The sequence below is a fragment of the Synechococcus sp. MIT S9504 genome, assembly GCF_047497135.1.
Taxonomy (GTDB): domain Bacteria; phylum Cyanobacteriota; class Cyanobacteriia; order PCC-6307; family Cyanobiaceae; genus Synechococcus_C.
The window spans coordinates 2,304,576-2,326,851 of sequence record NZ_CP138942.1 but is presented as its reverse complement, the minus strand read 5'-3'; the positions used below and the strand labels follow the sequence as shown (position 1 = coordinate 2,326,851).

Here is a 22,276-nt window from a genome sequence, read left to right as displayed (position 1 = left end):
TTGCCGATCAACTGTGCTGACCAAACCAAGAAAAAACCCCAGTCCCAGTGGACCGGGGTTCCATGTCCCTTGAGGAACTTCAGTTGCCGGCAGAGGCGAAATCGGGATAAGCCTCCATGCCGTGTTCACCGATGTCGAGGCCATTGATTTCCTCTTCTTCGGTGACGCGGATGCCGCCGAACAGGGCACCAATCACGCTCCAGGCGATCCAGCAGGTCACCAGAGCCCAGATGGCGTAAGCCGCGCATCCAAGGGCCTGAATGCCGAGTTGTTCGATGCCACCTCCAACAAACAGGCCCAGAGGAGATCCGTCGCCCTGGATGTCAAAACCCCAGAGACCGATCACCAGTGTTCCCCAGACCCCGCAAACGCCGTGGACTGAGAAGGCGCCGACAGGATCGTCGATTCCCGCTGCGTCAAGTGCTGCAACGGAGAAGACAACAATCACTCCTCCGATCAGGCCAGCAACCCAGGAACCCACCAGGGTGAGATTGCCGCAGCCAGCGGTGATGCTGACAAGACCGGCAAGAATGCCGTTAATGATCATCGTCAGATCTGGTTTGCCGGACGTCATCGTGGAGATGACCGTTGCTCCAATGGCTCCACCAGCTGCTGCGAGCGTTGTCGTTACGGCCACATAGGGAACCCATTGGTCCATCGCCAGCTGGGAGCCAGGGTTGAAGCCGTACCAGCCGATCCAGAGGATTAGAGCTCCGAGGGTGGCAATGGCCAAGTTGTGGCCAGGAACAGCCTGAGTGCGACCGTTCACGTATTTGCCGATTCTGGGTCCGAGCAGCATGGCTCCAACCAGGCCGGCCCAGGCACCAACGGAGTGAACAATGGAGGAGCCTGCGAAATCAATGAATTCTTTGTTTCCAACGTTGTTCAGCCAACCACCATTCCATTCCCAGCTTCCAGAAATCGGATAGATGAACGCAGTCAGAATCAGGGAGAAAACGACGAACTCACCAAACTTGACTCGCTCGGCGACCAGTCCGGAAACGATGGTTGCAGCTGTACCAGCAAAGGCTGCCTGGAAGAGGAAGTCGACGGTGGGGACAAGGCCTCCTTCGCTGATGGTCTCAGCGGTGACTGCAGGGTCAAAGAACAGACCTTTGAAGTAAAACCAGCCATCAATGACGGATCCGCCATACATCAGCGAATAACCAATGAACCAATAAGCCGTCACTGCCAGAGCGAAGACAAACAGGTTTTTTGCAAGGATATTGACGGCATTTTTCTGACGACACATCCCTGCTTCGACCATGGCGAAGCCGGCATTCATGAAGATCACCAGGATGGTCGCGACCAGAAGCCAGAGATTGTTCGCAAGGAAAGCTGCATTGAGTTCAGGCAGCTCCTGCGCATGGGCAGAAAGGTTGAAAACACCTAAGCCAAAGAGGGCTAAGGGTGCACAGGCCAACCACAGCATCGCTCGGTTGGATTTGAAGCCCCGAATGCTCTGAAGGAGAAGCATTGGGCCTTCGATCAGGCTTGCCTCTTGGAGGCGCGCTTTGCGCCGCCGCGATGGCGGATGCAGAGCAGTTGTCATGGAAAGAAAGCGAAACTGCAAGTTGGACGATCTCGTAACAGACCATCACTCGGCAACAAATTGCTCAATAATGAACACTTTCCGAGTCGCCGTTGCTACCGAATTGCTGATTGGCTTGGCTTGACTGGCCGTTGGCCCTCCCAGAGGATTCGGTCGATCTGGAAGCTGAAGGCACAGGGCACCACTTCAACGCCTGCTTTTAAGGCATCGCGGAACAGCTCGCCGTAGCGCGGATCCGCGCTGTCTCCAGGGGCGAAGCACGACACATCTGGGCGGCTGAGGCAGGGCACCAGAACGCTACGTGAATCAGGCAGCACGCCCATCAGCTCCTGCAGGTGTTTCTGTCCTCGTTCGGTCACTGTGTCTGGGAATAGAGCCATCGGCCCGTCGCACCAGGTGGTGTTTTTCACTTCCAGGTAGATCGGGCGTTGGTCAGGGGCTCTCTCTCCCGGAGTGAGCAGTAGATCAATGCGGCTGCGGCGGTTCTCGCCGTAGGGCACCTCAGCACGGATCCCAGCGATGGGTCCCAGCGCGTCATTGAGATAACCGGCCTCAATGGCTGCTCTGATCAGCCGATTGGGGAGAGCTGTATTGATACCGACCCAACAGGAGGTTCCATCAGCACTCGGCACTTCCGCCTGTTCCCAGGTCCAGGCCAGTTTGCGTTTGGGGGAAGGGGCGTAGCGCATCCTCACCCGACCTCCGGGGTGGAGCACACCGGTCATCGGTCCTGTGTTGGCACAGTGAGCCGTCACCACCGAACCGTCCTTGAGTTCCACATCAGCGAGAAAGCGTTTGTAGCGCTTGATCAGCACGCCTTCTGTCAGAGGGGTGAACTCAAGTAGAGGGGTGCCGGTCATGGAGGCGGGCTTGCTGGCGCCATGGTGCCTGGCGATGGACCGAAGATCTCTTCCAGTGATGGCACGGTTGAGCGGGCATCGATGGGGAGATCTCTCAAGCGCATTGCTCTGGTGGTCACCTATGGCACCTTGCTCAGCAAAGCCGGAGGCCTGATCCGTCAGCTGGTGATCGCTGCGGCATTCGGGGTGGGCGCGGCCTACGACGCTTACAACTACGCCTACATCCTTCCGGGCTTCCTGCTGATTCTGCTGGGAGGAATCAACGGTCCGTTTCACAGCGCCATGGTCAGCGTGCTCAGCCGCCGCCCCCGTGAGGAAGGAGCTCACATCCTGGTCACGCTCAACACCACCGTGAGTGCCTTGCTGCTTGTCGTGACAGTGGCTTTAGTGCTTGCCGCTGATCCGTTGATCACCTTGGTGGGTCCTGGTCTGACTCCAGAGCTGCACCGCATTGCGGTGGCGCAGTTGCAGGTGATGGCTCCCATGGCGCTGTTGGCAGGTCTGATCGGGCTTGGCTTCGGATCGCTGAATGCCGCAGATGAGTTCTGGATACCTGCAATCTCACCGCTGATGTCGAGCGTGGCGCTCGTGCTCGGGGTGGGCTTGTTGTGGTGGCAGCTCGGTGCTGAGATCGCTCTGCCCATCAATGCCCTCTGGGGGGGTGTGGTCCTGGCGCTCTCCACGCTTGTTGGGGCTCTGTTGCAGTGGCTGCTGCAGCTTCCTGCCCTGGCCCGCCAGGGGATGGCGCGGTTTCGTTTGTCCTTGGACTGGAGTCATCCCGGAGTCCGTGAGGTCTGGCGGGTCATGGGCCCCGCGACTCTGTCGTCGGGAATGCTCCAGATCAATGTGTTCACCGACATGTTCTTTGCTTCAGGCATCCTCGGTGCTGCGGCCGGCCTGAGCTATTCGAATCTGTTGGTGCAGACGCCATTGGGATTGATCTCCAATGCTCTGCTGGTGCCTTTGCTGCCAACGTTCTCCCGGCTCACTGCTCCTGCGGACCGGCTGCCGCTGATCGCCAGGATCCGGCAGGGTCTGATGCTGTCGACCGCTTCGATGCTGCCGCTGGGAGCCTTGTTTCTGGCGTTGTCGACACCGATCGTCGCCCTTGTTTATCAGCGCGGAGCGTTTGATCAACAAGCTGTGCAGCTCGTGACGGGTCTTTTGATGGCCTATGGGATCGGTATGCCCGCTTATCTGGGCCGGGATGTTCTTGTGCGTGTTTTTTATGCCCTTGGTGATGGCACAACCCCTTTCCGCCTCTCGATGGCGGGGATCGGCCTCAATGTGATCTTTGACTGGGCACTGGTGGGCGGTCCTTCCCCTTGGGGACCACAGTTCCCAATCAACCTTGGGGCCCCCGGACTGGTTCTGGCGACAGTTCTGATCAATCTGCTCACCTGCCTTGCTCTGCTGCTGGCTCTGCAGAAGCGACTGGGGGGACTGCCACTGCGTGACTGGGGACTCGATGCCCTGAAGCTCACCCTTGCTGCGGCTGCAGCAGGACTGGCGGCCTGGGCGCTCAGTGTTGGCGTCGCCTGGAGTGAGGACTTCGTTGGGCGACTCTTCCAGGTGGGGCTTTCTGGTGCGTTGGGATTATTGGTGTTTGTGCTTTGCGCTCAGGCCTTCGCCGTCCCAGAGGTCAGTGAGATCACTGCAGGTATCGCCAGGCGTTTCAGGCGTCGTTGAGCCGAACCTCGCGCTCTTCACGGACCTGGATCGGCAGCTCAAGGTGCTGGCGCCCCACCAGCTGAGGTCCTTGCACGGAGAGGATTCTGGCTTCGATTCCAAATTCGCGGAAAGCCGTGTCGATTTCCTGAATCAGGGCTTTTTCCACCTGTGCTTCGGGATCGACCACCTTGCCGATCAGCCGCTCACCCAGGCGCCCGAGGCGTTGACGCACCACGTCGCGAGCATTGGTGACCTCGATGATGAGCACGCGCACTCCCTGAAGGTCAGCAACCTTATCGGCAGTGGTCCTCGAGAATCTGCTCCAACTCGGAAAGTTGAGAGGACGGCAACAAGCGTGAAAGCGGCAGTCGACTGCTCCCAGCGCCGATGGGGACCTGCACGGCTTCCAGTGCGCGTCGAGCGCAGACGGCTGGCCCCTGGTCCAGCAGAGCACTGCATTCAATGGCGAGAGTCTCCGCCAGACCGGCATCACCGAGGTAAAGATGCCAGCCAGCAACCTGGAGATACAGCCTGTCACTCAGTGCTGCAGTGAGGTCTTTCAGGTCAGCCGCATCAAGAGTCATGGCGAGAGGGTGTCTTGAACCATCGTGCCGTCAGGATTCACGGCTGTCCGCGTCCTCAATCGGGCGTTGCTTCAACACAACTGTGAGGTGGATCAACAGGGCGGCAAACCAGATTTCAGTGAAGAAATCCAGGTGATTCCATGGGTGTCTTATCGACTGGATAAACCAAAGACCGCTGTTCACTGCAGCGAAAGCCCCAGCATGCAGTGTGAAATTCACAATCCGGCTGAAGTGCCGGTACCTGGGATCCGTGTTGTCACCGGTGCCATACCAGCGGATGGGCATTGGGAAGTGTCGTTGCAGTGCAACGATTCTGGCGCGCGGATGTGCGCCAGTTGACGAACGGCACCTTCTTGGGGTCAGATGGTGTGACGCCAGCGCTTGTAGCTCAGCGGATTAGAGCATCTGACTACGGATCAGAGGGTCGGGAGTTCGAATCTCTCCAGGCGCGCTTGCGAAACTGCCTCAGGGCAGTTTTTTTTTGCTCGCGTCCTTCCGCGTCACGGCAGGGCTCGTTGCTTACGATTCGGGCAAAGCAATATTTCGACGCATGGCGGATTTCGCTTCGGCCCCGATCAATGCCTCTCTGGCATCCTCCGACCCGGCCATTGCCGGTCTGATTGATCAGGAGCAGAAGCGCCAGGAGACTCATCTGGAGCTGATTGCCTCCGAGAATTTCGCGTCCAGGGCGGTGATGGAAGCTCAGGGTTCTGTGCTGACCAACAAGTACGCCGAAGGGTTGCCGAGCAAGCGCTATTACGGCGGTTGTGAGCATGTCGATGCGATTGAAGAGCTCGCGATCGAACGTGCCAAGCAGCTGTTCGGTGCAGCCTGGGCCAATGTTCAGCCTCACAGCGGTGCTCAGGCGAACTTTGCCGTGTTCCTGGCGCTGCTTCAGCCCGGCGACACGATTATGGGTCTTGACCTATCCCATGGAGGCCATCTCACCCACGGCTCTCCCGTCAACGTCAGCGGCAAGTGGTTCAACGTGGTTCAGTACGGCGTTGACGAGCAAACCCAGCGCCTTGATATGGAGGCGATCCGGGCATTGGCGCTCGAGCAGAAGCCGAAGCTGATTGTGTGTGGGTACTCCGCTTATCCCCGCATCATCGATTTCGCAGCTTTCCGCGCGATCGCTGATGAGGTGGGTGCCTACCTGCTTGCAGATATGGCTCACATCGCTGGACTTGTGGCTGCTGGTGTTCATCCAAGCCCTGTCCCTCACTGCGATGTCGTGACCACCACCACACATAAAACATTGCGCGGTCCCCGTGGCGGCCTGATCCTCTGCCGCGATGCGGAGTTTGCCAAAAAATTCGACAAAGCCGTGTTTCCCGGTAGTCAGGGCGGTCCTTTGGAGCATGTCATCGCTGCCAAGGCGGTCGCCTTTGGAGAAGCGCTACTGCCCTCGTTCAAGACCTACAGCCAGCAGGTGGTGACCAATGCTTCCGCCCTGGCGGAGCGCCTGATCGAGCGGGGCATCGATGTGGTGAGCGGTGGCACCGAGAACCATGTGGTTCTCCTCGATCTGAGGGGGATCGGCATGACCGGAAAGGTGGCGGATCTGCTCGTGAGTGATGTGCACATCACCGCCAACAAGAACACCGTTCCCTTTGACCCCGAATCGCCCTTCGTCACCAGCGGCTTGCGTCTCGGTACTGCAGCTCTCACCACACGGGGCTTTGATGCCGCAGCCTTCCGTGAAGTGGCGGATGTGATTGCTGACCGCTTGCTTAACCCTGAGGACGACGCCGTCCAGGCCCGTTGCCTGGAGAGAGTTGCCAGCCTTTGCAGCCGTTTTCCCCTCTACGCCACGGCTGCGGAGCCGGCGCTTGCCTGACTGGACCAAGGTCCACTGGATCCTGCACAGAGGTCTGCCTAGGATCCTGTTGTTTCGTCCCCTTCAGGGTCGCCACCTCCGGAGTTCTGTTTGACTCTCGCGAGTACTCCCCTCGCAGTTGCTGTCGGGATCTTCGTCTCGTCGACGTTGATCACTACAGCGATTGCGCCAATGGTGAGGCGGCTCGGACTCAGGCACGGCTTTACTGATACCCCCGACGAACGCAAGCAGCACAGCGTTCCGATGGTTCGTCTCGGCGGCATCGCCATGGTGCTCGGATTCTGCCTTGCGCTTGGTTTGACCTGGTTATTCGGGGGGTTTGGCATGCTGACCCCGGCCCGTGATCAGCTCATCTGGACAACCCTGGCTGGATCACTGTGCTTTTTCGTGATCGGCCTTGCCGACGATCTCTTTTCCTTGTCTCCATGGCCTCGTCTGGCTGGGCAGGTCGCTGTGGCTGTGGTGGTCTGGTCACAGGGTGTTCAAATCGGTGCGATTGACCTGCCCTGGCTCTCCAGCAGCGCCGAAGCCGTCATCCTGCCTGATGTGATCAGTCTTCTTGCCACTGTGATCTGGCTTGTCGGCATCACCAATGCGATCAACTGGCTGGATGGACTCGACGGTTTGGCTGCCGGCGTCGCCGGTATCGCTGCGATCGGCCTGGTGTCAGTCAGCTTCTCCCTGCATCAGGTGGCAGCAGCTTTCCTGGCAGCATCTCTGGCTGGATGCTGTCTTGGATTCCTCAGACACAACTTCAATCCGGCCCGTATTTTCATGGGCGATGGAGGCTCCTATTTCCTGGGATTCAGTCTCGCGGCGATCAGCATCGTTGGGCCTGCCAAGGGACTCACAACGGTCAGCCTGCTATTGCCGCTGCTGATTCTTTCCCTTCCTCTGGCAGACATGTCAGCGGTGATCATGGGGCGCTTGCGCTCCGGCCGTTCACCTTTTTATCCAGACCGTCGCCATCTGCACCATCGTTTGCTGCGTGCAGGATTCAGTCATCGCAGAACCGTCCTGCTGATTTACGTCTTCACCCAGTGGTTGGCGTCGATCGCCATGGTGGTGGCCAATGTGGAAATGCGTTTCCTCTGGCTGGCATTGGCCACAGCGATTCTCGTGGGAACCGTGATGGTGATGCAGCGTCATCGCCACAGTGACATTGCACTTGAGGCGTCTGAGCAGGAACCTCAGGAAAAGTGCGCCCAGTCGTGCTGTTCGGATTCCCGTGGCTGAAGCATCCCCTCCCTCTGGGGTGGAGATTCTCTGCATCGGAACCGAGCTGCTGCTCGGCAACATTGTTAACGGCAATGCACGCTGGCTTGCAGAGCAACTGGCAACGCTTGGATTGCCTCATTACCGACAAACCGTTGTGGGGGACAACCGTGAACGTTTGATCGCTGAGGTGCAGGCCATCTCCCGCCGTTCACGGGTACTGATCACCACCGGAGGCCTGGGGCCGACGCCCGACGACCTCACCACCGAAGCGATTGCCGCTGCGTTCTCCACAGCGTTGGAGGAGCGCCCTGAGGTCTGGGACGACATCACTGCCAAAGCCCGCAGTCGCGGCCGGCAGGCTGGACCCGAGACACGCCGGCAGGCTTTATTGCCGCTTGGTGCAACCCTTCTCCCCAACGCCACTGGAACGGCTCCAGGAATGATCTGGTCCCCGGTGGAGGGATTCACTGTGCTCACCTTCCCAGGGGTGCCCAGCGAGATGAGGGCGATGTGGCAAGCCACTGCAGTGCCGTGGTTTGAACAATCCGGGCTGTCCAAAGGAGTGTTCAGCAGTCGATTGATGCGTTTTTGGGGCATCGGTGAGTCCAGCCTTGCTGAGCAGCTCCATGATCTGCTGGACCAGACCAATCCCACGGTGGCTCCCTATGCCGGTCGTGGTGAGGTCAAACTGCGTATCACGGCCCATGCCGCAGCCGAAGTTGAGGCTCTGAGGCTGCTGGATTCCACAGAAGCTGAGCTGCGTCAGCGCACCGGCAAGCTCTGTTTTGGCTGTGATGAGCAGTCGCTGGCTTGTGTGGTTCTCGAACAGCTGCGCATGCGGAAACAAACGCTTGCGGTCGCTGAATCCTGCACCGGCGGTGGGCTGGGGGCTGAACTCACGGCGATCCCAGGATCCTCCGATGTTCTGCTGGGCGGAGTGATCGCCTACTCCAATGCCGTCAAACAGCATTTGCTAGGTGTTTCAGCGGAGCTTCTTGAGCAGTTCGGGGCGGTCAGTGATCCTGTGGCTCAAGCCATGGCGGAGGGGGCGCGTCGCGTCACGGGGAGCGACTGGTCGATGGCGATCACCGGTATTGCCGGCCCAGGGGGTGGCACAGATGAGAAGCCTGTTGGGTTGGTGCACATCGCCGTCGCTGGTCCCGATGGTTGTTTCAGTCAGCCCATCCGTCTGGGTGAAACGCGCGGAAGGAACTGGGTCCGGACCGTGAGCGTCGGAGAGGCTCTCAATCGATTGCGGTTGCGTCTGATGGAGGCTGGGTAATGGATGTCGGCGATTAGTGTTGGCTGTTGACGGCTGACATCGGATGAGCAGCGGAACCCTCTACGACAAGGTTTGGGATCTGCATTGCGTCGCGGATCTTCCCGGAGGTGCCACGCAGCTGTTCATCGGTCTGCATCTGATTCACGAGGTCACCAGTCCTCAGGCGTTTGCAGCCCTGGATGACAAGGGACTGCCGGTGCGCTGTCCTGAACGAACCGTCGCCACGGTGGATCACATTGTTCCGACCATCAGTCAGGAACGCCCCTTCTCCGATCCGTTGGCTGAGGAGATGCTGAGCACGCTCGAGCGCAATTGCGCCCGACATGGCATCACCCTCAACGGCCTGGGTAGCGGTCGCCAGGGAATCGTGCATGTGATCGCGCCGGAACTTGGCTTGACCCAGCCGGGGATGACAGTTGCATGCGGCGATTCCCACACCTCCACGCATGGAGCTTTTGGCGCCATCGCCTTCGGCATCGGCACAAGTCAGGTGCGTGATGTGCTCGCCAGCCAGAGCCTGGCCATGAGCAAGCTCAAGGTGCGTCGTATCTGGGTTGAGAACCGACTCGCTGATGGCGTTTTCGCCAAGGATCTGATCCTGCATGTGATTCGCACCCTGGGTGTGAAGGGCGGGGTGGGTTACGCCTATGAATTCGCAGGACCTGCGATTGAGGTTCTGTCGATGGAAGAGCGCATGACTCTCTGCAACATGGCGATTGAGGGAGGTGCGCGCTGCGGTTACGTCAATCCGGATCAGATCACCTTCGACTATCTGCAGGGTCGCGCCGAGGCTCCATCAGCGGAGATCTGGGACCGTGCCGTCGCCTGGTGGAGTTCCCTCGCCTCCGATCCCGATGCGAGTTTCGATGATGAAATTCGCTTCGATGCTGCTGCTATTGCTCCCACGGTGACCTGGGGCATCACGCCTGGACAGGGCATTGGTGTTGATGAACGTGTGCCGATCTCAGAGCAGCTCGACCCGGCTGATCGTCCGATCGCAGAAGAGGCCTATCGCTACATGGATCTGGCTCCTGGTCAGCCCATTGAAGGAGTGCCTGTTGATGTCTGTTTCATCGGCAGTTGCACCAATGGTCGTCTCAGTGATCTTCAGGCCGCGGCGGCTGTGGCTCGCGGTCGGCATGTCGCCGAAGGCATCAAGGCTTTTGTGGTTCCCGGTTCGGAACAGGTGGCTCGTGCCGCGATCAAGGAAGGCCTTGATCAGGTGTTTCGCGACGCTGGTTTTGAGTGGCGTGAGCCTGGCTGTTCGATGTGTCTGGCGATGAACCCGGACCGTCTTGAAGGCAGCCAGATCAGTGCCAGTTCAAGCAACCGAAATTTCAAGGGTCGTCAGGGTTCCGCCAGTGGCCGGACTTTGTTGATGAGTCCGGCCATGGTTGCTGCAGCTGCCATCGCCGGACGGGTGAGCGATGTGCGTCAGCTGAGCTAAGACCGCACTGCATTCAGTTCCATCCCGCTGTTGATTCTTTCTCCCCACGCTGATTGTTCTGTGATGACTGAGACCATTGCCTTCCCTCAGGGCCCGATCGGTCGTGTGTCGGGTCGTGGACTTGTGCTGCGGGGTGATGACATCGATACCGACCGGATCATCCCAGCCCGCTTTCTTAAATGTGTGAGCTTTGAAGCTCTGGGGGAACAGGCCTTTGCCGATGACCGCAAGGAACTTGCCGGTGCACACCCCTTTGACCAGGCGGAGCATCAGGGAGCGTCGATCCTGGTTGTAAATGACAATTTCGGCTGTGGTTCAAGTCGTGAACATGCGCCGCAGGCACTGATGCGCTGGGGGATCCGTGCCGTTCTGGGGGTCAGTTACGCCGAGATCTTTCATGGCAATTGCCTCGCCCTGGGAATTCCCTGTGCCACGGCCACAGCTGATCAGATCCATGCTCTTCAGGATGCGGTAGCGGCGGATCCCACCGCTGAATGGACGCTTGATCTCCAGGCGCTCACCTTCAGTGATGGATCAACCTCACAGACCATTGCTCTGGCTTCAGGTGCTTTGGACATGCTTCGTACCGGCCAGTGGGATGCCACAGGGCAGCTCGTGGCCAGAGATGCGGAGCTGACCCGCACGATGGCAGCACTCCCTTATTTGCATGGTTTCTGAGCTGGTGGTCCATGCCTATGAATGAACCACGGCAAATAGCGACCAGATTGTCTAACACTGAGACAGAGGCACTGCTGCCATGAATCAGTTCAGACCTGTTCCGCTAGCTGCTCTCCTTCTGGTCAGCGCACTGACCCCCGTAGCTGCCAATGCTGAACCTTTGCAGTCATTGCTTGTACAGCCCCATGGATCTGCCAGGGAGCGATTGCTGAACAGTGGTGTCTGTTCCGGCTGTGATCTGCGCTCGGCTCGATTGCAGGGTGCCCACCTGATCGGCGCCGACCTTCGTGATGCCGACCTCCGAAATGCCGATCTGCGTGAAGCCAACCTTGAAGGAGCAGACCTTAGTGGAGCCCGTCTCGATGGCGCGGATCTGCAGGGAGCGCAACTGAGTAACGCGGATCTCTCGGGAACCGATCTGCGCCGTGCTGATCTCCGTGGAGCTGTTGTGATCAATGCCTATGCGCCGGATGTTCGCACCGATGGAATGCGTTTTGCAGGTGCAGACCTGACCGGCAGCCATCTGATTTATGGGGGTGGACCGGACTAGGGCGGGTTCTGTTCAGAATGGTCGACGTTCAAGTTCGTTGGGCAGATTGCGTGGTGTGTAGGGGATGAAGGGCTGTCCAGTCCCTGTGAAATTGAAGTCATTCAGGCGGAAGCGGAAACCGCCGATGCCTTCATAGGGGTTGAAGTAGAAACCAAGGTCATAGCTGCGGCGCTGCCAGCGCAGCTCGATGTTGGAATTGATCACATTGCCGTAGAACTCGGAGTTGGGATCAATGTTCACGCCAATGCCTGCATTCAGAAGCAAGGGCCCAGCAAGCTGCTGAGTGATGCCGATGCCGAGAGTTGCGAGGTCCACCGCTTGGTCAAATTCAAACGGACTGTCTCCGTCTTTGAGGGTGCCGCCACCGGCGATGGACAGTTGGGTGTAGTCAAGAAAAGGCTTGCTGAATGTGCCCAGCGTGAGGGTTGGTCCCCCGGTGAGGCTGAGGGTGCTCTGATTCTTCCCATTACCGAAAGCAGCAAGAGAAGTGTTGATATTGGTGCGCAGTGTGAGGCCGGGCACGATGGCTACCGGCGAGTAGCGATAGGCCGCTTCGGGTGTGAGTGCAGCAGGTTTGCCGCGCCAGAGTGGATAGCTGCTGTTCAGCGAACCGTAGAAATTGGCGCGTGTGGTGTCGATGAGGTTGGTGCTCGTGAAGCTCTCCGCCTGGTAATTGCCGAGGCCAAAGCGCCAGATGTAGTTGTTTGAGAGCTTGCCCCATCGCCAGTCGCCTCTCTGCTCAGCAAAGGCGCCGTAAGCGCTGTACACGTCGGTCTCGCCGAGTGAGCCGTTCCAGGTGCGGTAGCGATAGGCACCGAAGAAACGGGTTTCCACTTCGCCAAGCAAGGGCAGCTTGATGAAGCGATTCACATTGCCCCAGAAACGGCTGCCATTCATGAAATTGCTTGGACTGAACGTGCTGATGTCGGCTTCAGCCTTGACGTTCAGGCCCAGCAGCTCCCCACTGAGTTCGGCCTCGAGGCCAAACAGGTCCCCGAAGGCATTGCCCTGTCTGACCTTTGAGCTGTCGATGGATGTGCCCGGCGCCACGTAGCTTTTGTTGCCGCCGTCAATAGCTCGCTGCAGCAGGAACTGAGGTTGTAGATCGAGGCTGATGTTGTCCGCCAGTTCGATGGATTCAAGCTCGCGGCCAACAAAGAAACCACTGCGATCGTCGTTGTCGATGCCCAACACCCAGCGGTTCACAACCTCTTCCTGTTTCTGAATTCTCTGCGTTCTGGAGACAGGAATGGGCAACCGCTCTTCAACGATCAGGCGGTTGCGTTGACTCTTGATCAGGATGTCTCCGTTCTCTTGTTCCGTGGCCACCACATCCTCCGCATCAATGCGCGTCTGCGCCGGTGTGTAGGGATCATTGGTGAAGCTCATGCGGTTGGCCGTCCATCCCTCGGGGGTGAACTCCACTTGGGCCGCCTGGATGCGCCAACGGCTGATTTCGCCTGTGATCAGCTCACTTTTCCCCAGTTTTTTGAGTTGGGAGGGCTTCACCCCGCCGTAGCGATTGGCGGCCAGCACTTCGCTGTTGCGCAAGTTGTCACCGCCACCCTGGCTTTGTTCGATCACCAGCCGCTGTTGCAGCTGAATACTGCTGATCCGTTGATCGATGGCTGCGATGGCCGCGCTGCGACGTTTCTCCTGTTCCGCTGGCGAGAGATTCGAGTTTTCGGTCTGGGCTGAAGGCTGTGCGACATCTGCAGCGGCGGAGTTGACCTCTGCCTCATGCAAAGGATTCCCCAGGGTGATGTCTTCGAGCTGTGCGCTCAGGCTCTGTGACTGGCTCCTTGCTGCGCGGTCGGAATCAGGACAACCCAGCGGTGGGGGTGCTTCGGGAGCCAGTGGCTCAGGTTGAGCCTGCCCCCATCGGTAGCGCAGTCCAATCAGATAAGCGTTGCTGCCCTCCTTCACGCCGCTGTAGGCCCCGAAGGCTCCAGATCGATGGTGAATGCGGCCCACCATGGAAAGCTCCGGAGACACCGCTGCTTCCAGTTCGAAAGCGAGATAGTTGAGCAGATTCGCGTAATTTTCGCGGTAGGTGCGCTCGTAATTGCTGACCGCAGAGTTGTAGCTGATGCCTTCGACGAAGCCGAGGCTGAGCCAGGGTTGCACCCACAGGCGCGCACCAATGCCGAGGATGCCTTCGCCGAAGGTCTGGGCCGGGGTATTGGCGTTGGGAATGGTCTGATTGAACGGGCCCCCTTGCTGTTCATAGGCCTGGTGGGCAAACAGATCAGCTTCGAGCTCCAGTTGCAGTGGTCCTGCTCGCCAGATGCGTTTCTGCATGCTGACTCCCAGCAGATACTCAGGACGCATCCTTCCGTTGAACAGGAAGGTGTCTCCGAAGTTGGAATCGATCATCTGTCCGCCCCAGGCGGTGATCGCCCAGGGGTGCGGATGCCAGTCGGGGATGGGTGGGATGGCCGGTGGGCAAGCCATGCCCATGTCGGCCTCTGCTTCTGGCTTGCTGGTGTTCGGAACCAGCCATTCTTCGCTGGGAAGCGGCTGCTCAAAGGTCCAGAAGCTCTCATCATCTCCCTGAGGGCTGATGCGATTGGCCGTGAATGACTCCAGGTCGATGTCGATGGCTGACGGGAATCCCAGGCCAGTGCTTTCAATGACAGGCAGCAGCCTGGTTTGGCTTGGATCCTCAGCAGGGACCTCAATCGATGACGGTGTGTTGGGAGGCGGTGCTGTTGGGCTGCTTGCCAGTGGGTTGAACTCCACAGCAGCGGTATCCAGATCGAGAACGCCATAAACGTCCTCCATCGAACCGCTGCCCTGGATCAGGCTGTATCGCAGGCTGCTGGCCTGAAAATACTGAGCACCTTTGCGATAAAGCACACTGCCGCGAGCGAACAGGCTGTTGAAGTTCGTGTCGAACTCGAGGCGATCCGCCTGCAGCACTCCGCCATTAATCTCAGCACTGACATTGCCTTCAGCTACGAACAGCTGACGCCTGGCGTCGTAGGTCTGGCGGTCGGCCCTGAGGCGTAATTCAGGGGGAGGCTGAACAACTGAATCAGGCTCTGCAACCTCGCTTTGCTCTGCATCGGTTTGCTCTGCATCGGTTTGCTCTGCCTTGGCTCGCTCAGCCTCGGTCGGCAACGCCTCAATAACGCCATCATCGTCAGCGAACTGTTCCACACCTTCGGGGGGAATCACTCCGAAGTCGATCAGGTCTTCAATGCCTTCGGATCGTGCTGGACCGCCAAGGACTGCAGCAAGAGCCAGAAGTCCCGTGATCGTGATGGGAGATCGGGAAGCCGGCAAATCCGCTCAGGAGTGGCCGGTGATCCTCACACGAGCATCCTCCGCATCTGTCCTGGAATGACCAGTGCTTGTCGTGACCCCTGAACGGTTTCCGTTCAGATCACGTCTGCACTCAATCTTCCAGGTCCTTGCGACTCGGGGTGCGGCTCGGGTCACTCGCCAAAAATCCAAAGACGAAGATCCCGATAAAAAAGAAGACGACCGAGTAAACGGAAATCTTGAGGGCGAGCATGGAGACCGACCGGCGTCTGGGATAGCGCCATCATCTTATGGGTCAAGGTTGTGAGATCACGATGCAGCCCCCTCTACAGCCCCGGCGATTGGCGTGGATTGAAACGTTTCGAAGTCGCAGCCGCCTTGATCGGCTCCCTTTTTGGCATCGGTGCGGCGATTTCCACAGACATTCCGTCCTTGAAGAGCCCTGGGGGGCACAGCATCGACCTGACTGGGCGCAGCGCGGACTGTTGATCTGGCCAAGAGGGGGCGTCTGGTTGCGAATCGAGCAGACCATGACCTGGCCGGAGCACTGGCAACACTGTGAAGACAGCCTTGAACGGCTTGTGCTCAGCTGGTGGGCAGACCAGGTGCGGCTCTGGGTGGATGGGGTTCTCGTGCATGAAGGGGACTTGTTTGACACCCGTTGCCGCTGGAAGCTGCCGGCTCACTGGAGGCATGGGACAGAGCTGAAGTTGCTTCTGGAGCTGCGCAGTCCTTGTCATGACGATGGCGCACTGATCAGAAGCGATCTGGTCCGGGAGCCCGCGCTGCCCGCTCTTGATCCCCAGGGGTGTCTGCTTCCCCAGGCCCTTGAACTCACGGGCATCAAGACAGAGTCGCTGCCCGAGATGTGGCTTGATTGCGATCCCCTCTCCAACAAGGCGCTGGCCCTGGTTGATCAATACCTCGCAGGGCAGGCTCGTGCCAGCGGTGGACTGCACTGGGTGGGTCATGCCCATCTGGACCTGGCCTGGTTGTGGCCTGTTGCTGACACCTGGCAGGCGGCGGAACGCACTTTTCGGTCCGCTTTGCATCTGATGGAGCTCTTCCCGGAGCTGCATTTCGCCCATTCCACCCCGGCCCTGTACGAGTGGGTGGAGCGTCACCGCCCTGCGCTGTTTGCACGCATCCAGAAGGCCAGTCGTCTGGGACGTTGGGAGCCCATCAACGGTCCCTGGGTTGAGACCGACTGTGTTCTTGTCAGCACGGCCTCTCTCTGGCGGCAATTTGCACTGGGTCAGGAGACCAGTCAGAGGCAGTTCCCTGAGTGGCGACATGACCTGGCCTGGTTGCCGGACAGTTTTGGATTTGCGTCCGGGCTGCCGGCCGTTGCACACGCCACCGGCGTTCGCTGGTTCTGCACGCACAAACTGGCCTGGAATGCCACCAACGTTTTCCCGCACCGTCTTTTTCGCTGGCAAGGCCGCGGTGGCGCTGAGTTGCTGGCCTTGATGTTGCCAGGCATCGGCACGGATGCCGATCCTCTGGCCATGCAGCAGGAACAGCAGCGTTTCCTGGTCAAGACAGGGGTGGATCAGGCGCTGTGGTTGCCAGGGGTTGGTGATCACGGCGGTGGCCCGACCAGGGAAATGCTGGAAGAGATGAAGCTCTGGCAAGACCATCCTCAGACCGCCCCACACAGAGCAGGCACGGTTCGCGAGTACCTGAAGCAGCTTGAGCCGCTCAGGCCATCGTTACCCGTGTGGAGGGATGAGCTGTACTTGGAGCTGCATCGGGGCTGTGCCACATCACGCCCGGATCAGAAACGACACAACCGCACCCTGGAGAGGTTGTTGCGGGAGGCGGATGTGGTGGAGGCTCTGGGGGCTGAACCCAGGCAGCGCCGAGACTGGCAGATACTGCTGTTCCAGCAGTTTCACGACATCCTCCCTGGAACATCCATTCCCGAGGTGTTTGATCAGGCGGAGCATCAATGGCGAGGTGCGCGCCGTCGTGCAGCAATGGCCCGGACTGCCGGTCTCCATCAGTTGTTCAGTCGTGCATCCTCGGATGACTCAAGGCCTGAACAAAGCTGTCAACGCTGGGCCTGGTGCGGCCTTCAGCCTCTGCAGCGCTGGTCTCCCCTGGTTCGTCTGCCGCGCGGCGGCTGGTGTTGTGAGGGCAAGAACCTGCCATCACAGGCGGCTCCGGGCGGGGATCTGTGGGTGCAGTTGCCGCAGGCAAAGGGGATTACGGCCTTGCCTCTGGAGTGTTATTCAGACCCCCAAGCGGTTGCCACAGCTGCTGCTGTGCGGAATCCGGTGAGGGTCCAGCTCATTGCTGAGCAGAGCTGGCGCCTTTGCAACGGTCTACTGATGATTGAGCTGGATCACAGGGGATTGACCCGACTGCAGGATCAGCAGGGTGTTGATCAGCTCTCGGCGCCACTGCAGTTCAGGCGCTACCGCGACCACGGTGAGTTCTGGGATGCCTGGGATCTGGCCGCGGATTACCCGCAGCACCAACTGCCGATGGCTGCGGAATGGCAGGTGGAGCTGGTGGAGCAGGGTCCTCTGGTGGCCAGGATCGTGCTGCGCAGCTCAATCGAGAGCAGTGCGATGCGTCTGGATGTGCTGCTGCGAGCTGATAGCCCCGCCGTTGAACTGCAATTGACCATCGACTGGCGGCAGACCCATGAACTGCTTCGCATGGTCTGTCCCCTGGTCAGACCAGCTGTTCGCTGGGCGGCGGACACCAGCGGCGGTGTGATCGAACGACCCGCTGTTGCCTTGACGCCCTGGGAACACGCCCGTTGGGAGCTGCCTGTGATCTCCTGGTTGGCGAGTGAGGAAGCAGCCTCGGGTGGTGGGCTTGGCGTCCTGCTCGACGGTCCTCAGGGTGTTGATGCCGGACCGAATCATCTGGGAGTGTCCCTGTTGCGCGGGCCGACCTGGCCTGATCCATCTGCTGATCAGCGATTGCATCGTCATCGCCTCGCCCTGATGCCAGTGTCTCGGGGCTGGTATCGGGATGGCCTCACACAGGCAGCCATTCAATTCCGTGAACCCGGGTGGTTGGGTCCGATCGAACTGTGTCGTCGTTGGAAGGGTTTTCCGGCACTGCCCGAGACATTGGTGCCGGTCTCCATACGAGTGGATCAGTCTGCTGGGGCTATCAAAGGCGCTGTTCTGCTCCAGCTGCTCAACCCAGGCAGCGCAAGGGTGAACTGGTCGCCCGGTGACGAGGGCTGGTGGGTTCAGGATCAACAGCACTCAACAGTGATCTCTCCAGGGGCACTGCAAGAGCTTCGCTTGGCCCCTCAGTCGTCATGATCATCAAAGGGATCATCCAGGCGCTTCGACGGTGGCCCGAAGGCTGTGTAAACGCCAAAACCGGTGAGCCCAAACAAAGCCGTAAGCACGGCAATCGACACCGACAGCGCCGGGGAGGAGCTTTCCATCAAATCTCGCGACAGGATCGACCCTGTTACGGGTCGGGACCCTTACAGTATCGGAACTGAACTTCACCCGAGACCTCAGGGCCGCTATGGCACAACGCACTCGTTTGGGCGATCTGCTCCGTCCACTCAATTCCGAGTACGGCAAGGTTGTCCCCGGCTGGGGAACGACTCCTGTCATGGGCATCTTCATGGTGCTGTTTCTGGTTTTCCTGCTGGTGATTCTTCAGCTCTACAACCAGTCTCTGATCCTCGAGGGAATCAACGTGAACTGGAACGGCGGCGCCTGATTCGGCCCGCTCATCCCCTTCCATGAACATCTTCGGCATCGGACTCCCTGAGATGGCCGTCATCGGAGCTGTCGCGCTTCTGGTGTTCGGCCCAAAGCGTCTGCCTGAATTTGGCCGGACGCTTGGCAAGACCCTGAAAGGATTTCAGACGGCTTCGAAGGAGTTCGAACGGGAAATCAGCAAGGCGATGGCAGATCCAGAGGAACTTCCATCCTCCTCACCAACGGATTCAGCATCATCATCCAAGGGTTCTGAGGACTGACCGGTGATCCAGCGTGGAGACCTCCGTCTGGTGGTCGGACTTGGCAATCCCGGTGAAAAATATGCATCGACCCGCCACAACGTCGGGTTCATGGCTCTTGAACTGCTCACAAACCGTGAAGGTGGGCGTTTTAAGCCGATGTCCAAGCTTCAGGGTGATCTCGCTGATGTCGGTTCAGGTTGTGATCGACTCAGGCTGCTGATGCCACAGACGTATATGAACGACAGCGGGCGTTCGATCCGTGCAGCACTGGATTGGTTTGATCTAGGGATTCACCAGTTGATCGTGCTCGTCGATGACATGGATCTGCCGCTCGGACGGCTGCGCCTGCGCGCGCAGGGAGGTGCTGGTGGACATAACGGTCTGAAGAGCACCATTCAGCACCTCGGCACACAGGAGTTCGCCCGCCTTCGCATTGGCATCGGCGCTCCTGGCCGCAATCCCGAGGAACGTCGTGCCCGCACGGTCTCCCATGTTCTCGGTCAGTTCAACCGTGCTGAGGAACCTCTGCTCCAGGACGTGCTGCGCGAAGTGTTGTCAGGCCTCGATCACATTCAGCGACAAGGCCTGGATCGGGCTGGGAATGCCATTAATGCAGTGAATCTGGCTCCTGCTGCTGATGGCGAACCGGCCTGATGGCGCCCCTGCCTGTCACCACAGCTCATCTCCGGGTGCACCAGCACAGCTTCAGAGACAAATGTCTGCAGGGAGAGGTTCAGGCGGGTGGCTTCACCTGGACCTTTCACTGGTTGTTTGACCGGGGTGAGCTGAGCGTGGAGCCCTCCCTGGGCAGAGCGCTGATTCAGGACGCGTTGCTTCGGTTCCTTGTGAAATCCGACTACAGGCTTGAAGCCGGCGGTGACTACAGCTTTACGGTGCGAGCCCGTTTCTGAGTGGGGCTGGTCCAGGCCAGAGGATCTCGCGACCGAGCTCGGATTCAAGAATCACCAGGGCTGCAAGGGCATCCAGTTCGGTGGGTGGTAGTAGCAGGCCTCGGGGGATCAATCGCCGCCATCCCTTGGGGGGCCACAGCTGCCAGTACCGCTTGCGTGCCTGAAGGGTGGTGCCGCGCTCATCCACCAGCTTGACGGGAAGATCTTCAGGCAGCTGCTCTCTCAAGCTGTCGCTGGCTGTGCCATTTCCCAGCACCATGCCTTCAATGGGTGCGATCTGCTTCCAGCACTGAAGAGTGTCCAGTACATCCTCAGTTGCAACCACTCGCCCTTCGATGACGCAGTTATTGCCGCAATCGACCAGGACAAGGCCGCACTTGTTGCGTCCAGGGTCAACCGAGACGATCCAGCTCATGGAGTGTCGTCCTGGAGCGTCGATCTTGGGCGCAGCTGGCGGCTCGGACGCAGCTCGATGGCAATGGGATCGGCGGTTTCACTGCGCCGCACGGCCACCGCTTCGAGTTCAACCAGTCCACCACTGCGTTCGGTCAGCTCCCGGGCAAGCGTGTTGACGCCGTTGGCATCAAATTGAAGTCCCTGGCTGAGCGACCCCCGTCGGCGTACCTCTGCCAGGGTGGATGCCAACAGCAGGTTGATGCGGTTTCGCACCGCTTCCGGGTTGGTGTCCTGGCTGGCAAGAGTGGTTTTGGCCAGAACTTCTCCCTCAATGGTGATGGCCACATTGGGACGTACATCTGGGAAGGCGTAAACCACTCGCTCACCACGCAGCACATTGGCCGCTGAGCGCAGCAGCACCACCCAGGTGCCAGGTTTTCGGATGGCTTTTTCCAGTCTTTCAATGTCCTGGCGGGGCACGAGGATGATCTGGCGATCAGGTGCCTGTCCTGGCAGAACTTTCTGAAAGGCCTGCAGATTGGCTTCCCGCAGCACCTGGTCAATCACTTGCCGGGCTTGATCAGGACGATCCAGCTTGAGTGTGACGGTGGCCAGTGGCTGACCACTGCTGATGGCCACATCTCCACGCCGCAGTGCCAGCAGGTTCTCCTCCAGTTGCTGGAGCTCCGCTTCACCGGAGCTGATGCGTTCGCGCACCGCCTGAAGTTCATCATCCGTGCGCTGGATTTCCGCATCGCGGTTGCGCACGTCCTGGCTGAGTCTCTGTCGTTCAGCTTCAAGTCGGCGCGTCTGTTCCTGCAGCGGTTGAAGTGTGCTGCGCAGCTCACCGGCCCGGGCCTCTGCATCAGCCAGGATCTTCCTGGCTTTGATTTCATCGGCGCGAGCCTCCTCGAGTTGTTGACGGGCCTTGCGTTGAGCCTTGCGGCTTCCTTTCAGATCTGAGCGACTGCTGCGCAGGCGTGCTTCCAGGTCGTTGAGTTCAAACAGTCCAACCCGCAGCTGACGGCTCACCAGCAGCATCAACCCCAGCGACAGGGCGCTGATCAGGCTCCCCGTCAGCACTGTGATCACCACCGCGGTTTGACGTGGGCGAAGACCAAAAAGGCTCAGCCGGGCCTTGCCGACCCTTGAACCCAGTCGATCACCAAGGGTGGAGAGCACCCCCCCGAGGATCAACAGGGACAGCAGCAGAAGCCAGCCGGTCACGGACGGTCAAACATGCGGCATGCCGCTGAGGTGCTGCCCATCTTCACCTGTCGAGGGGTTAACTGAAACGTTTGGCCAGTGCAATCGGATCGAGAACGGTGATTTTCTTGCGGTCAATTTCGACCAGGCCTGAATTGCGTAGATCGCCAAGCAGTCGCGTGATCGTGACACGGGTGGATCCGATCGCTTCAGCGATGGCCTGGTGAGAAAGACGCAGATCAATGGTGATGCCCTGGGACCCAGGCATGCCGAAGTCCCTGCAGAGAACAAGCAGAAAACTCACCAGACGGGAGGACATATCCCGGTGTGTGAGTGTTTCGATCATGGTCTCGGTCTGCAGAATTCTGCTGGAGAGACCCTGCAGTAACAGCAATCCCACGCTGGTGTCCGCTTCGATCGCCTGGCGCACGGAGCTCGCTGGTGCTGTCACCATCTCCACTCTGGTGAATGCCACGGAGTGATAAAACCGATCGGAGCGATGCCCGGTGAGCAGTGAGAGCACTCCGAACAGGCTGTTTTCCCTCAGCAGGGCAACGGTGATCTCTTCCCCCGACTCGTACACCCTCGACAGACGTACAGCCCCTCGTCGGATCAGATAGACGCGTTCGGCGGGGTCGCCAGGGAAAAAGATTGTCTTGTTCCGCTCCACCATTTCGGTGCTGGCACCATCCAGATCACGGATCACTTCCAGCAGGGTTCGGCTGGCGGGGTTGGGCGCATTGGTCAGGCTTGTCTCTGTGGATCGCCCAGGTTGGGGAGCAGTCCGACTGAAGCCGCGCATCACTTCGGCCATGACCAACGCATCAATGCGGGGAAGTTAAGGAGCGATGCGCCGTCACCCTGT

Annotated in this window: 23 protein-coding genes and 1 tRNA gene; 13 read left to right on the top strand and 11 right to left on the bottom strand. The window is 59.3% G+C overall.

Features of this window, described 5'->3' with window-relative positions; all coding sequences use genetic code 11:
- Window positions 1-79 precede the first annotated feature (79 nt).
- Together SIB58_RS12975 and sfsA are read right to left on the bottom strand one after the other, a co-directional pair.
- On the bottom strand, window positions 80-1,552 hold the full coding sequence (locus SIB58_RS12975; protein ID WP_067326395.1) for an ammonium transporter: 1,473 nt from the start codon (window positions 1,550-1,552) through the stop codon (window positions 80-82).
- A 95-nt stretch (window positions 1,553-1,647) separates the two neighbouring features.
- Window positions 1,648-2,412 (bottom strand): DNA/RNA nuclease SfsA, encoded by a 765-nt coding sequence (gene sfsA, locus SIB58_RS12970; protein WP_067326392.1) that lies wholly within the window; start codon window positions 2,410-2,412, stop codon window positions 1,648-1,650.
- A gap of 81 nt (window positions 2,413-2,493) precedes the next feature.
- Here sfsA and murJ point away from each other — a divergent pair, with 81 nt between their 5' ends.
- A complete protein-coding gene (murJ, locus tag SIB58_RS12965; protein ID WP_067326475.1) occupies window positions 2,494-4,101 on the top strand; it encodes a murein biosynthesis integral membrane protein MurJ in 1,608 nt (535 codons plus the stop codon).
- On the opposite strand, the gene SIB58_RS12960 is transcribed toward murJ, so the two are convergent.
- Genes SIB58_RS12960 through SIB58_RS12950 form a run of 3 tightly spaced genes read right to left on the bottom strand, consistent with a single transcriptional unit; the run spans window position 4,088 to window position 4,952 of the window.
- A complete protein-coding gene (locus SIB58_RS12960) occupies window positions 4,088-4,351 on the bottom strand; it encodes a cytochrome-c oxidase (RefSeq protein WP_066905031.1) in 264 nt (87 codons plus the stop codon). The two genes, murJ and SIB58_RS12960, sit on opposite strands and share 14 nt — an antisense overlap.
- 25 nt (window positions 4,352-4,376) lie before the next feature.
- A complete protein-coding gene (locus tag SIB58_RS12955; RefSeq protein WP_066904752.1) occupies window positions 4,377-4,667 on the bottom strand; it encodes a DUF3181 family protein in 291 nt (96 codons plus the stop codon).
- A gap of 30 nt (window positions 4,668-4,697) precedes the next feature.
- Window positions 4,698-4,952 (bottom strand): 2TM domain-containing protein, encoded by a 255-nt coding sequence (locus SIB58_RS12950; RefSeq protein ID WP_066904750.1) that lies wholly within the window; start codon window positions 4,950-4,952, stop codon window positions 4,698-4,700.
- Between the two features lie 92 nt (window positions 4,953-5,044).
- On the opposite strand from SIB58_RS12950, the gene SIB58_RS12945 reads away from it, so the two are divergent.
- The 7 genes from SIB58_RS12945 (at window position 5,045) to SIB58_RS12915 (ending at window position 11,682) form a co-directional block, all read left to right on the top strand.
- Window positions 5,045-5,118, top strand: a tRNA-Arg gene (locus SIB58_RS12945).
- 99 nt (window positions 5,119-5,217) lie between these two features.
- Window positions 5,218-6,507, top strand: coding sequence for a serine hydroxymethyltransferase (gene glyA, locus SIB58_RS12940; RefSeq protein WP_067326472.1), 1,290 nt, complete (start codon window positions 5,218-5,220; stop codon window positions 6,505-6,507).
- 90 nt (window positions 6,508-6,597) lie between these two features.
- Complete coding sequence (locus SIB58_RS12935) at window positions 6,598-7,743, top strand: MraY family glycosyltransferase (RefSeq protein WP_066904748.1); 1,146 nt, start codon at window positions 6,598-6,600, stop codon at window positions 7,741-7,743.
- Window positions 7,736-9,007 carry a competence/damage-inducible protein A gene (locus tag SIB58_RS12930; protein WP_066904746.1) on the top strand — a complete coding sequence of 424 codons (1,272 nt, stop codon included), beginning with the start codon at window positions 7,736-7,738 and terminating at the stop codon, window positions 9,005-9,007. Before SIB58_RS12935 ends, SIB58_RS12930 begins: the two co-directional genes overlap by 8 nt.
- Before the next feature lie 43 nt (window positions 9,008-9,050).
- The gene (leuC, locus tag SIB58_RS12925) at window positions 9,051-10,454 is read left to right on the top strand and encodes a 3-isopropylmalate dehydratase large subunit (protein ID WP_066904744.1); all 1,404 of its coding nucleotides are present in this window, start codon (window positions 9,051-9,053) and stop codon (window positions 10,452-10,454) included.
- Between the two features lie 63 nt (window positions 10,455-10,517).
- Window positions 10,518-11,132, top strand: a complete 615-nt coding sequence (locus tag SIB58_RS12920) for a 3-isopropylmalate dehydratase small subunit (RefSeq protein WP_067326390.1) — start codon at window positions 10,518-10,520, stop codon at window positions 11,130-11,132.
- Window positions 11,133-11,211: 79 nt separating this feature from the next.
- Window positions 11,212-11,682, top strand: coding sequence for a pentapeptide repeat-containing protein (locus tag SIB58_RS12915; RefSeq protein WP_067326388.1), 471 nt, complete (start codon window positions 11,212-11,214; stop codon window positions 11,680-11,682).
- 12 nt (window positions 11,683-11,694) lie between these two features.
- Here the strand turns inward: SIB58_RS12915 and SIB58_RS12910 are convergent, their stop codons facing one another.
- Window positions 11,695-14,970 carry a DUF3769 domain-containing protein gene (locus tag SIB58_RS12910; RefSeq protein ID WP_067326386.1) on the bottom strand — a complete coding sequence of 1,092 codons (3,276 nt, stop codon included), beginning with the start codon at window positions 14,968-14,970 and terminating at the stop codon, window positions 11,695-11,697.
- 112 nt (window positions 14,971-15,082) lie between these two features.
- Window positions 15,083-15,202: a photosystem II reaction center protein I gene (locus SIB58_RS12905; protein WP_006172424.1), complete on the bottom strand. Its 120-nt coding sequence runs from the start codon at window positions 15,200-15,202 to the stop codon at window positions 15,083-15,085.
- A 61-nt stretch (window positions 15,203-15,263) separates the two neighbouring features.
- Here SIB58_RS12905 and SIB58_RS12900 point away from each other — a divergent pair, with 61 nt between their 5' ends.
- Window positions 15,264-18,239: an alpha-mannosidase gene (locus tag SIB58_RS12900; RefSeq protein WP_082823359.1), complete on the top strand. Its 2,976-nt coding sequence runs from the start codon at window positions 15,264-15,266 to the stop codon at window positions 18,237-18,239.
- Here the strand turns inward: SIB58_RS12900 and psbN are convergent.
- Window positions 18,227-18,367, bottom strand: coding sequence for a photosystem II reaction center protein PsbN (gene psbN, locus SIB58_RS12895; RefSeq protein WP_066904736.1), 141 nt, complete (start codon window positions 18,365-18,367; stop codon window positions 18,227-18,229). The two genes, SIB58_RS12900 and psbN, sit on opposite strands and share 13 nt — an antisense overlap.
- Before the next feature lie 86 nt (window positions 18,368-18,453).
- On the opposite strand from psbN, the gene psbH reads away from it, so the two are divergent.
- The 4 genes from psbH to SIB58_RS12875 are packed head-to-tail and all read left to right on the top strand — an operon-like array spanning window position 18,454 to window position 19,809.
- Window positions 18,454-18,654, top strand: a complete 201-nt coding sequence (gene psbH / locus SIB58_RS12890; RefSeq protein WP_066904734.1) for a photosystem II reaction center phosphoprotein PsbH — start codon at window positions 18,454-18,456, stop codon at window positions 18,652-18,654.
- A gap of 22 nt (window positions 18,655-18,676) precedes the next feature.
- Complete coding sequence (locus tag SIB58_RS12885) at window positions 18,677-18,916, top strand: TatA/E family twin arginine-targeting protein translocase (protein ID WP_066904732.1); 240 nt, start codon at window positions 18,677-18,679, stop codon at window positions 18,914-18,916.
- A gap of 6 nt (window positions 18,917-18,922) precedes the next feature.
- Complete coding sequence (gene pth / locus SIB58_RS12880; RefSeq protein WP_066905025.1) at window positions 18,923-19,552, top strand: aminoacyl-tRNA hydrolase; 630 nt, start codon at window positions 18,923-18,925, stop codon at window positions 19,550-19,552.
- Window positions 19,552-19,809 carry a DUF3146 family protein gene (locus SIB58_RS12875; protein WP_066904730.1) on the top strand — a complete coding sequence of 86 codons (258 nt, stop codon included), beginning with the start codon at window positions 19,552-19,554 and terminating at the stop codon, window positions 19,807-19,809. Before pth ends, SIB58_RS12875 begins: the two co-directional genes overlap by 1 nt.
- Here the strand turns inward: SIB58_RS12875 and SIB58_RS12870 are convergent.
- From SIB58_RS12870 to ntcA, 3 genes are read right to left on the bottom strand one after another with little or no spacing between them, the layout of a single operon-like run.
- Window positions 19,787-20,224, bottom strand: coding sequence for a resolvase (locus SIB58_RS12870; protein WP_066904728.1), 438 nt, complete (start codon window positions 20,222-20,224; stop codon window positions 19,787-19,789). The two genes, SIB58_RS12875 and SIB58_RS12870, sit on opposite strands and share 23 nt — an antisense overlap.
- The gene (locus SIB58_RS12865) at window positions 20,221-21,432 is read right to left on the bottom strand and encodes a DUF3084 domain-containing protein (protein WP_067326382.1); all 1,212 of its coding nucleotides are present in this window, start codon (window positions 21,430-21,432) and stop codon (window positions 20,221-20,223) included. Before SIB58_RS12865 ends, SIB58_RS12870 begins: the two co-directional genes overlap by 4 nt.
- A gap of 58 nt (window positions 21,433-21,490) precedes the next feature.
- Entirely contained in the window at window positions 21,491-22,225 is a 735-nt protein-coding gene (ntcA, locus tag SIB58_RS12860; protein WP_066904724.1) for a global nitrogen regulator NtcA, read from the bottom strand.
- Window positions 22,226-22,276 lie beyond the last annotated feature (51 nt).

Coding starts and splice junctions, on each gene's coding strand:
- SIB58_RS12975 (WP_067326395.1), bottom strand. CDS start 1,552: ATGACAACTGCTCTGCATCCGCCATCGCGGCGGCGCAAAGCGCGCCTC.
- sfsA (WP_067326392.1), bottom strand. CDS start 2,412: ATGACCGGCACCCCTCTACTTGAGTTCACCCCTCTGACAGAAGGCGTG.
- murJ (WP_067326475.1), top strand. CDS start 2,494: ATGGGGAGATCTCTCAAGCGCATTGCTCTGGTGGTCACCTATGGCACC.
- SIB58_RS12955 (WP_066904752.1), bottom strand. CDS start 4,667: ATGACTCTTGATGCGGCTGACCTGAAAGACCTCACTGCAGCACTGAGT.
- SIB58_RS12950 (WP_066904750.1), bottom strand. CDS start 4,952: ATGCCCATCCGCTGGTATGGCACCGGTGACAACACGGATCCCAGGTAC.
- glyA (WP_067326472.1), top strand. CDS start 5,218: ATGGCGGATTTCGCTTCGGCCCCGATCAATGCCTCTCTGGCATCCTCC.
- leuC (WP_066904744.1), top strand. CDS start 9,051: ATGAGCAGCGGAACCCTCTACGACAAGGTTTGGGATCTGCATTGCGTC.
- SIB58_RS12920 (WP_067326390.1), top strand. CDS start 10,518: ATGACTGAGACCATTGCCTTCCCTCAGGGCCCGATCGGTCGTGTGTCG.
- SIB58_RS12915 (WP_067326388.1), top strand. CDS start 11,212: ATGAATCAGTTCAGACCTGTTCCGCTAGCTGCTCTCCTTCTGGTCAGC.
- SIB58_RS12905 (WP_006172424.1), bottom strand. CDS start 15,202: ATGCTCGCCCTCAAGATTTCCGTTTACTCGGTCGTCTTCTTTTTTATC.
- SIB58_RS12900 (WP_082823359.1), top strand. CDS start 15,264: ATGCAGCCCCCTCTACAGCCCCGGCGATTGGCGTGGATTGAAACGTTT.
- psbN (WP_066904736.1), bottom strand. CDS start 18,367: ATGGAAAGCTCCTCCCCGGCGCTGTCGGTGTCGATTGCCGTGCTTACG.
- psbH (WP_066904734.1), top strand. CDS start 18,454: ATGGCACAACGCACTCGTTTGGGCGATCTGCTCCGTCCACTCAATTCC.
- SIB58_RS12885 (WP_066904732.1), top strand. CDS start 18,677: ATGAACATCTTCGGCATCGGACTCCCTGAGATGGCCGTCATCGGAGCT.
- SIB58_RS12875 (WP_066904730.1), top strand. CDS start 19,552: ATGGCGCCCCTGCCTGTCACCACAGCTCATCTCCGGGTGCACCAGCAC.
- SIB58_RS12870 (WP_066904728.1), bottom strand. CDS start 20,224: ATGAGCTGGATCGTCTCGGTTGACCCTGGACGCAACAAGTGCGGCCTT.
- ntcA (WP_066904724.1), bottom strand. CDS start 22,225: ATGGCCGAAGTGATGCGCGGCTTCAGTCGGACTGCTCCCCAACCTGGG.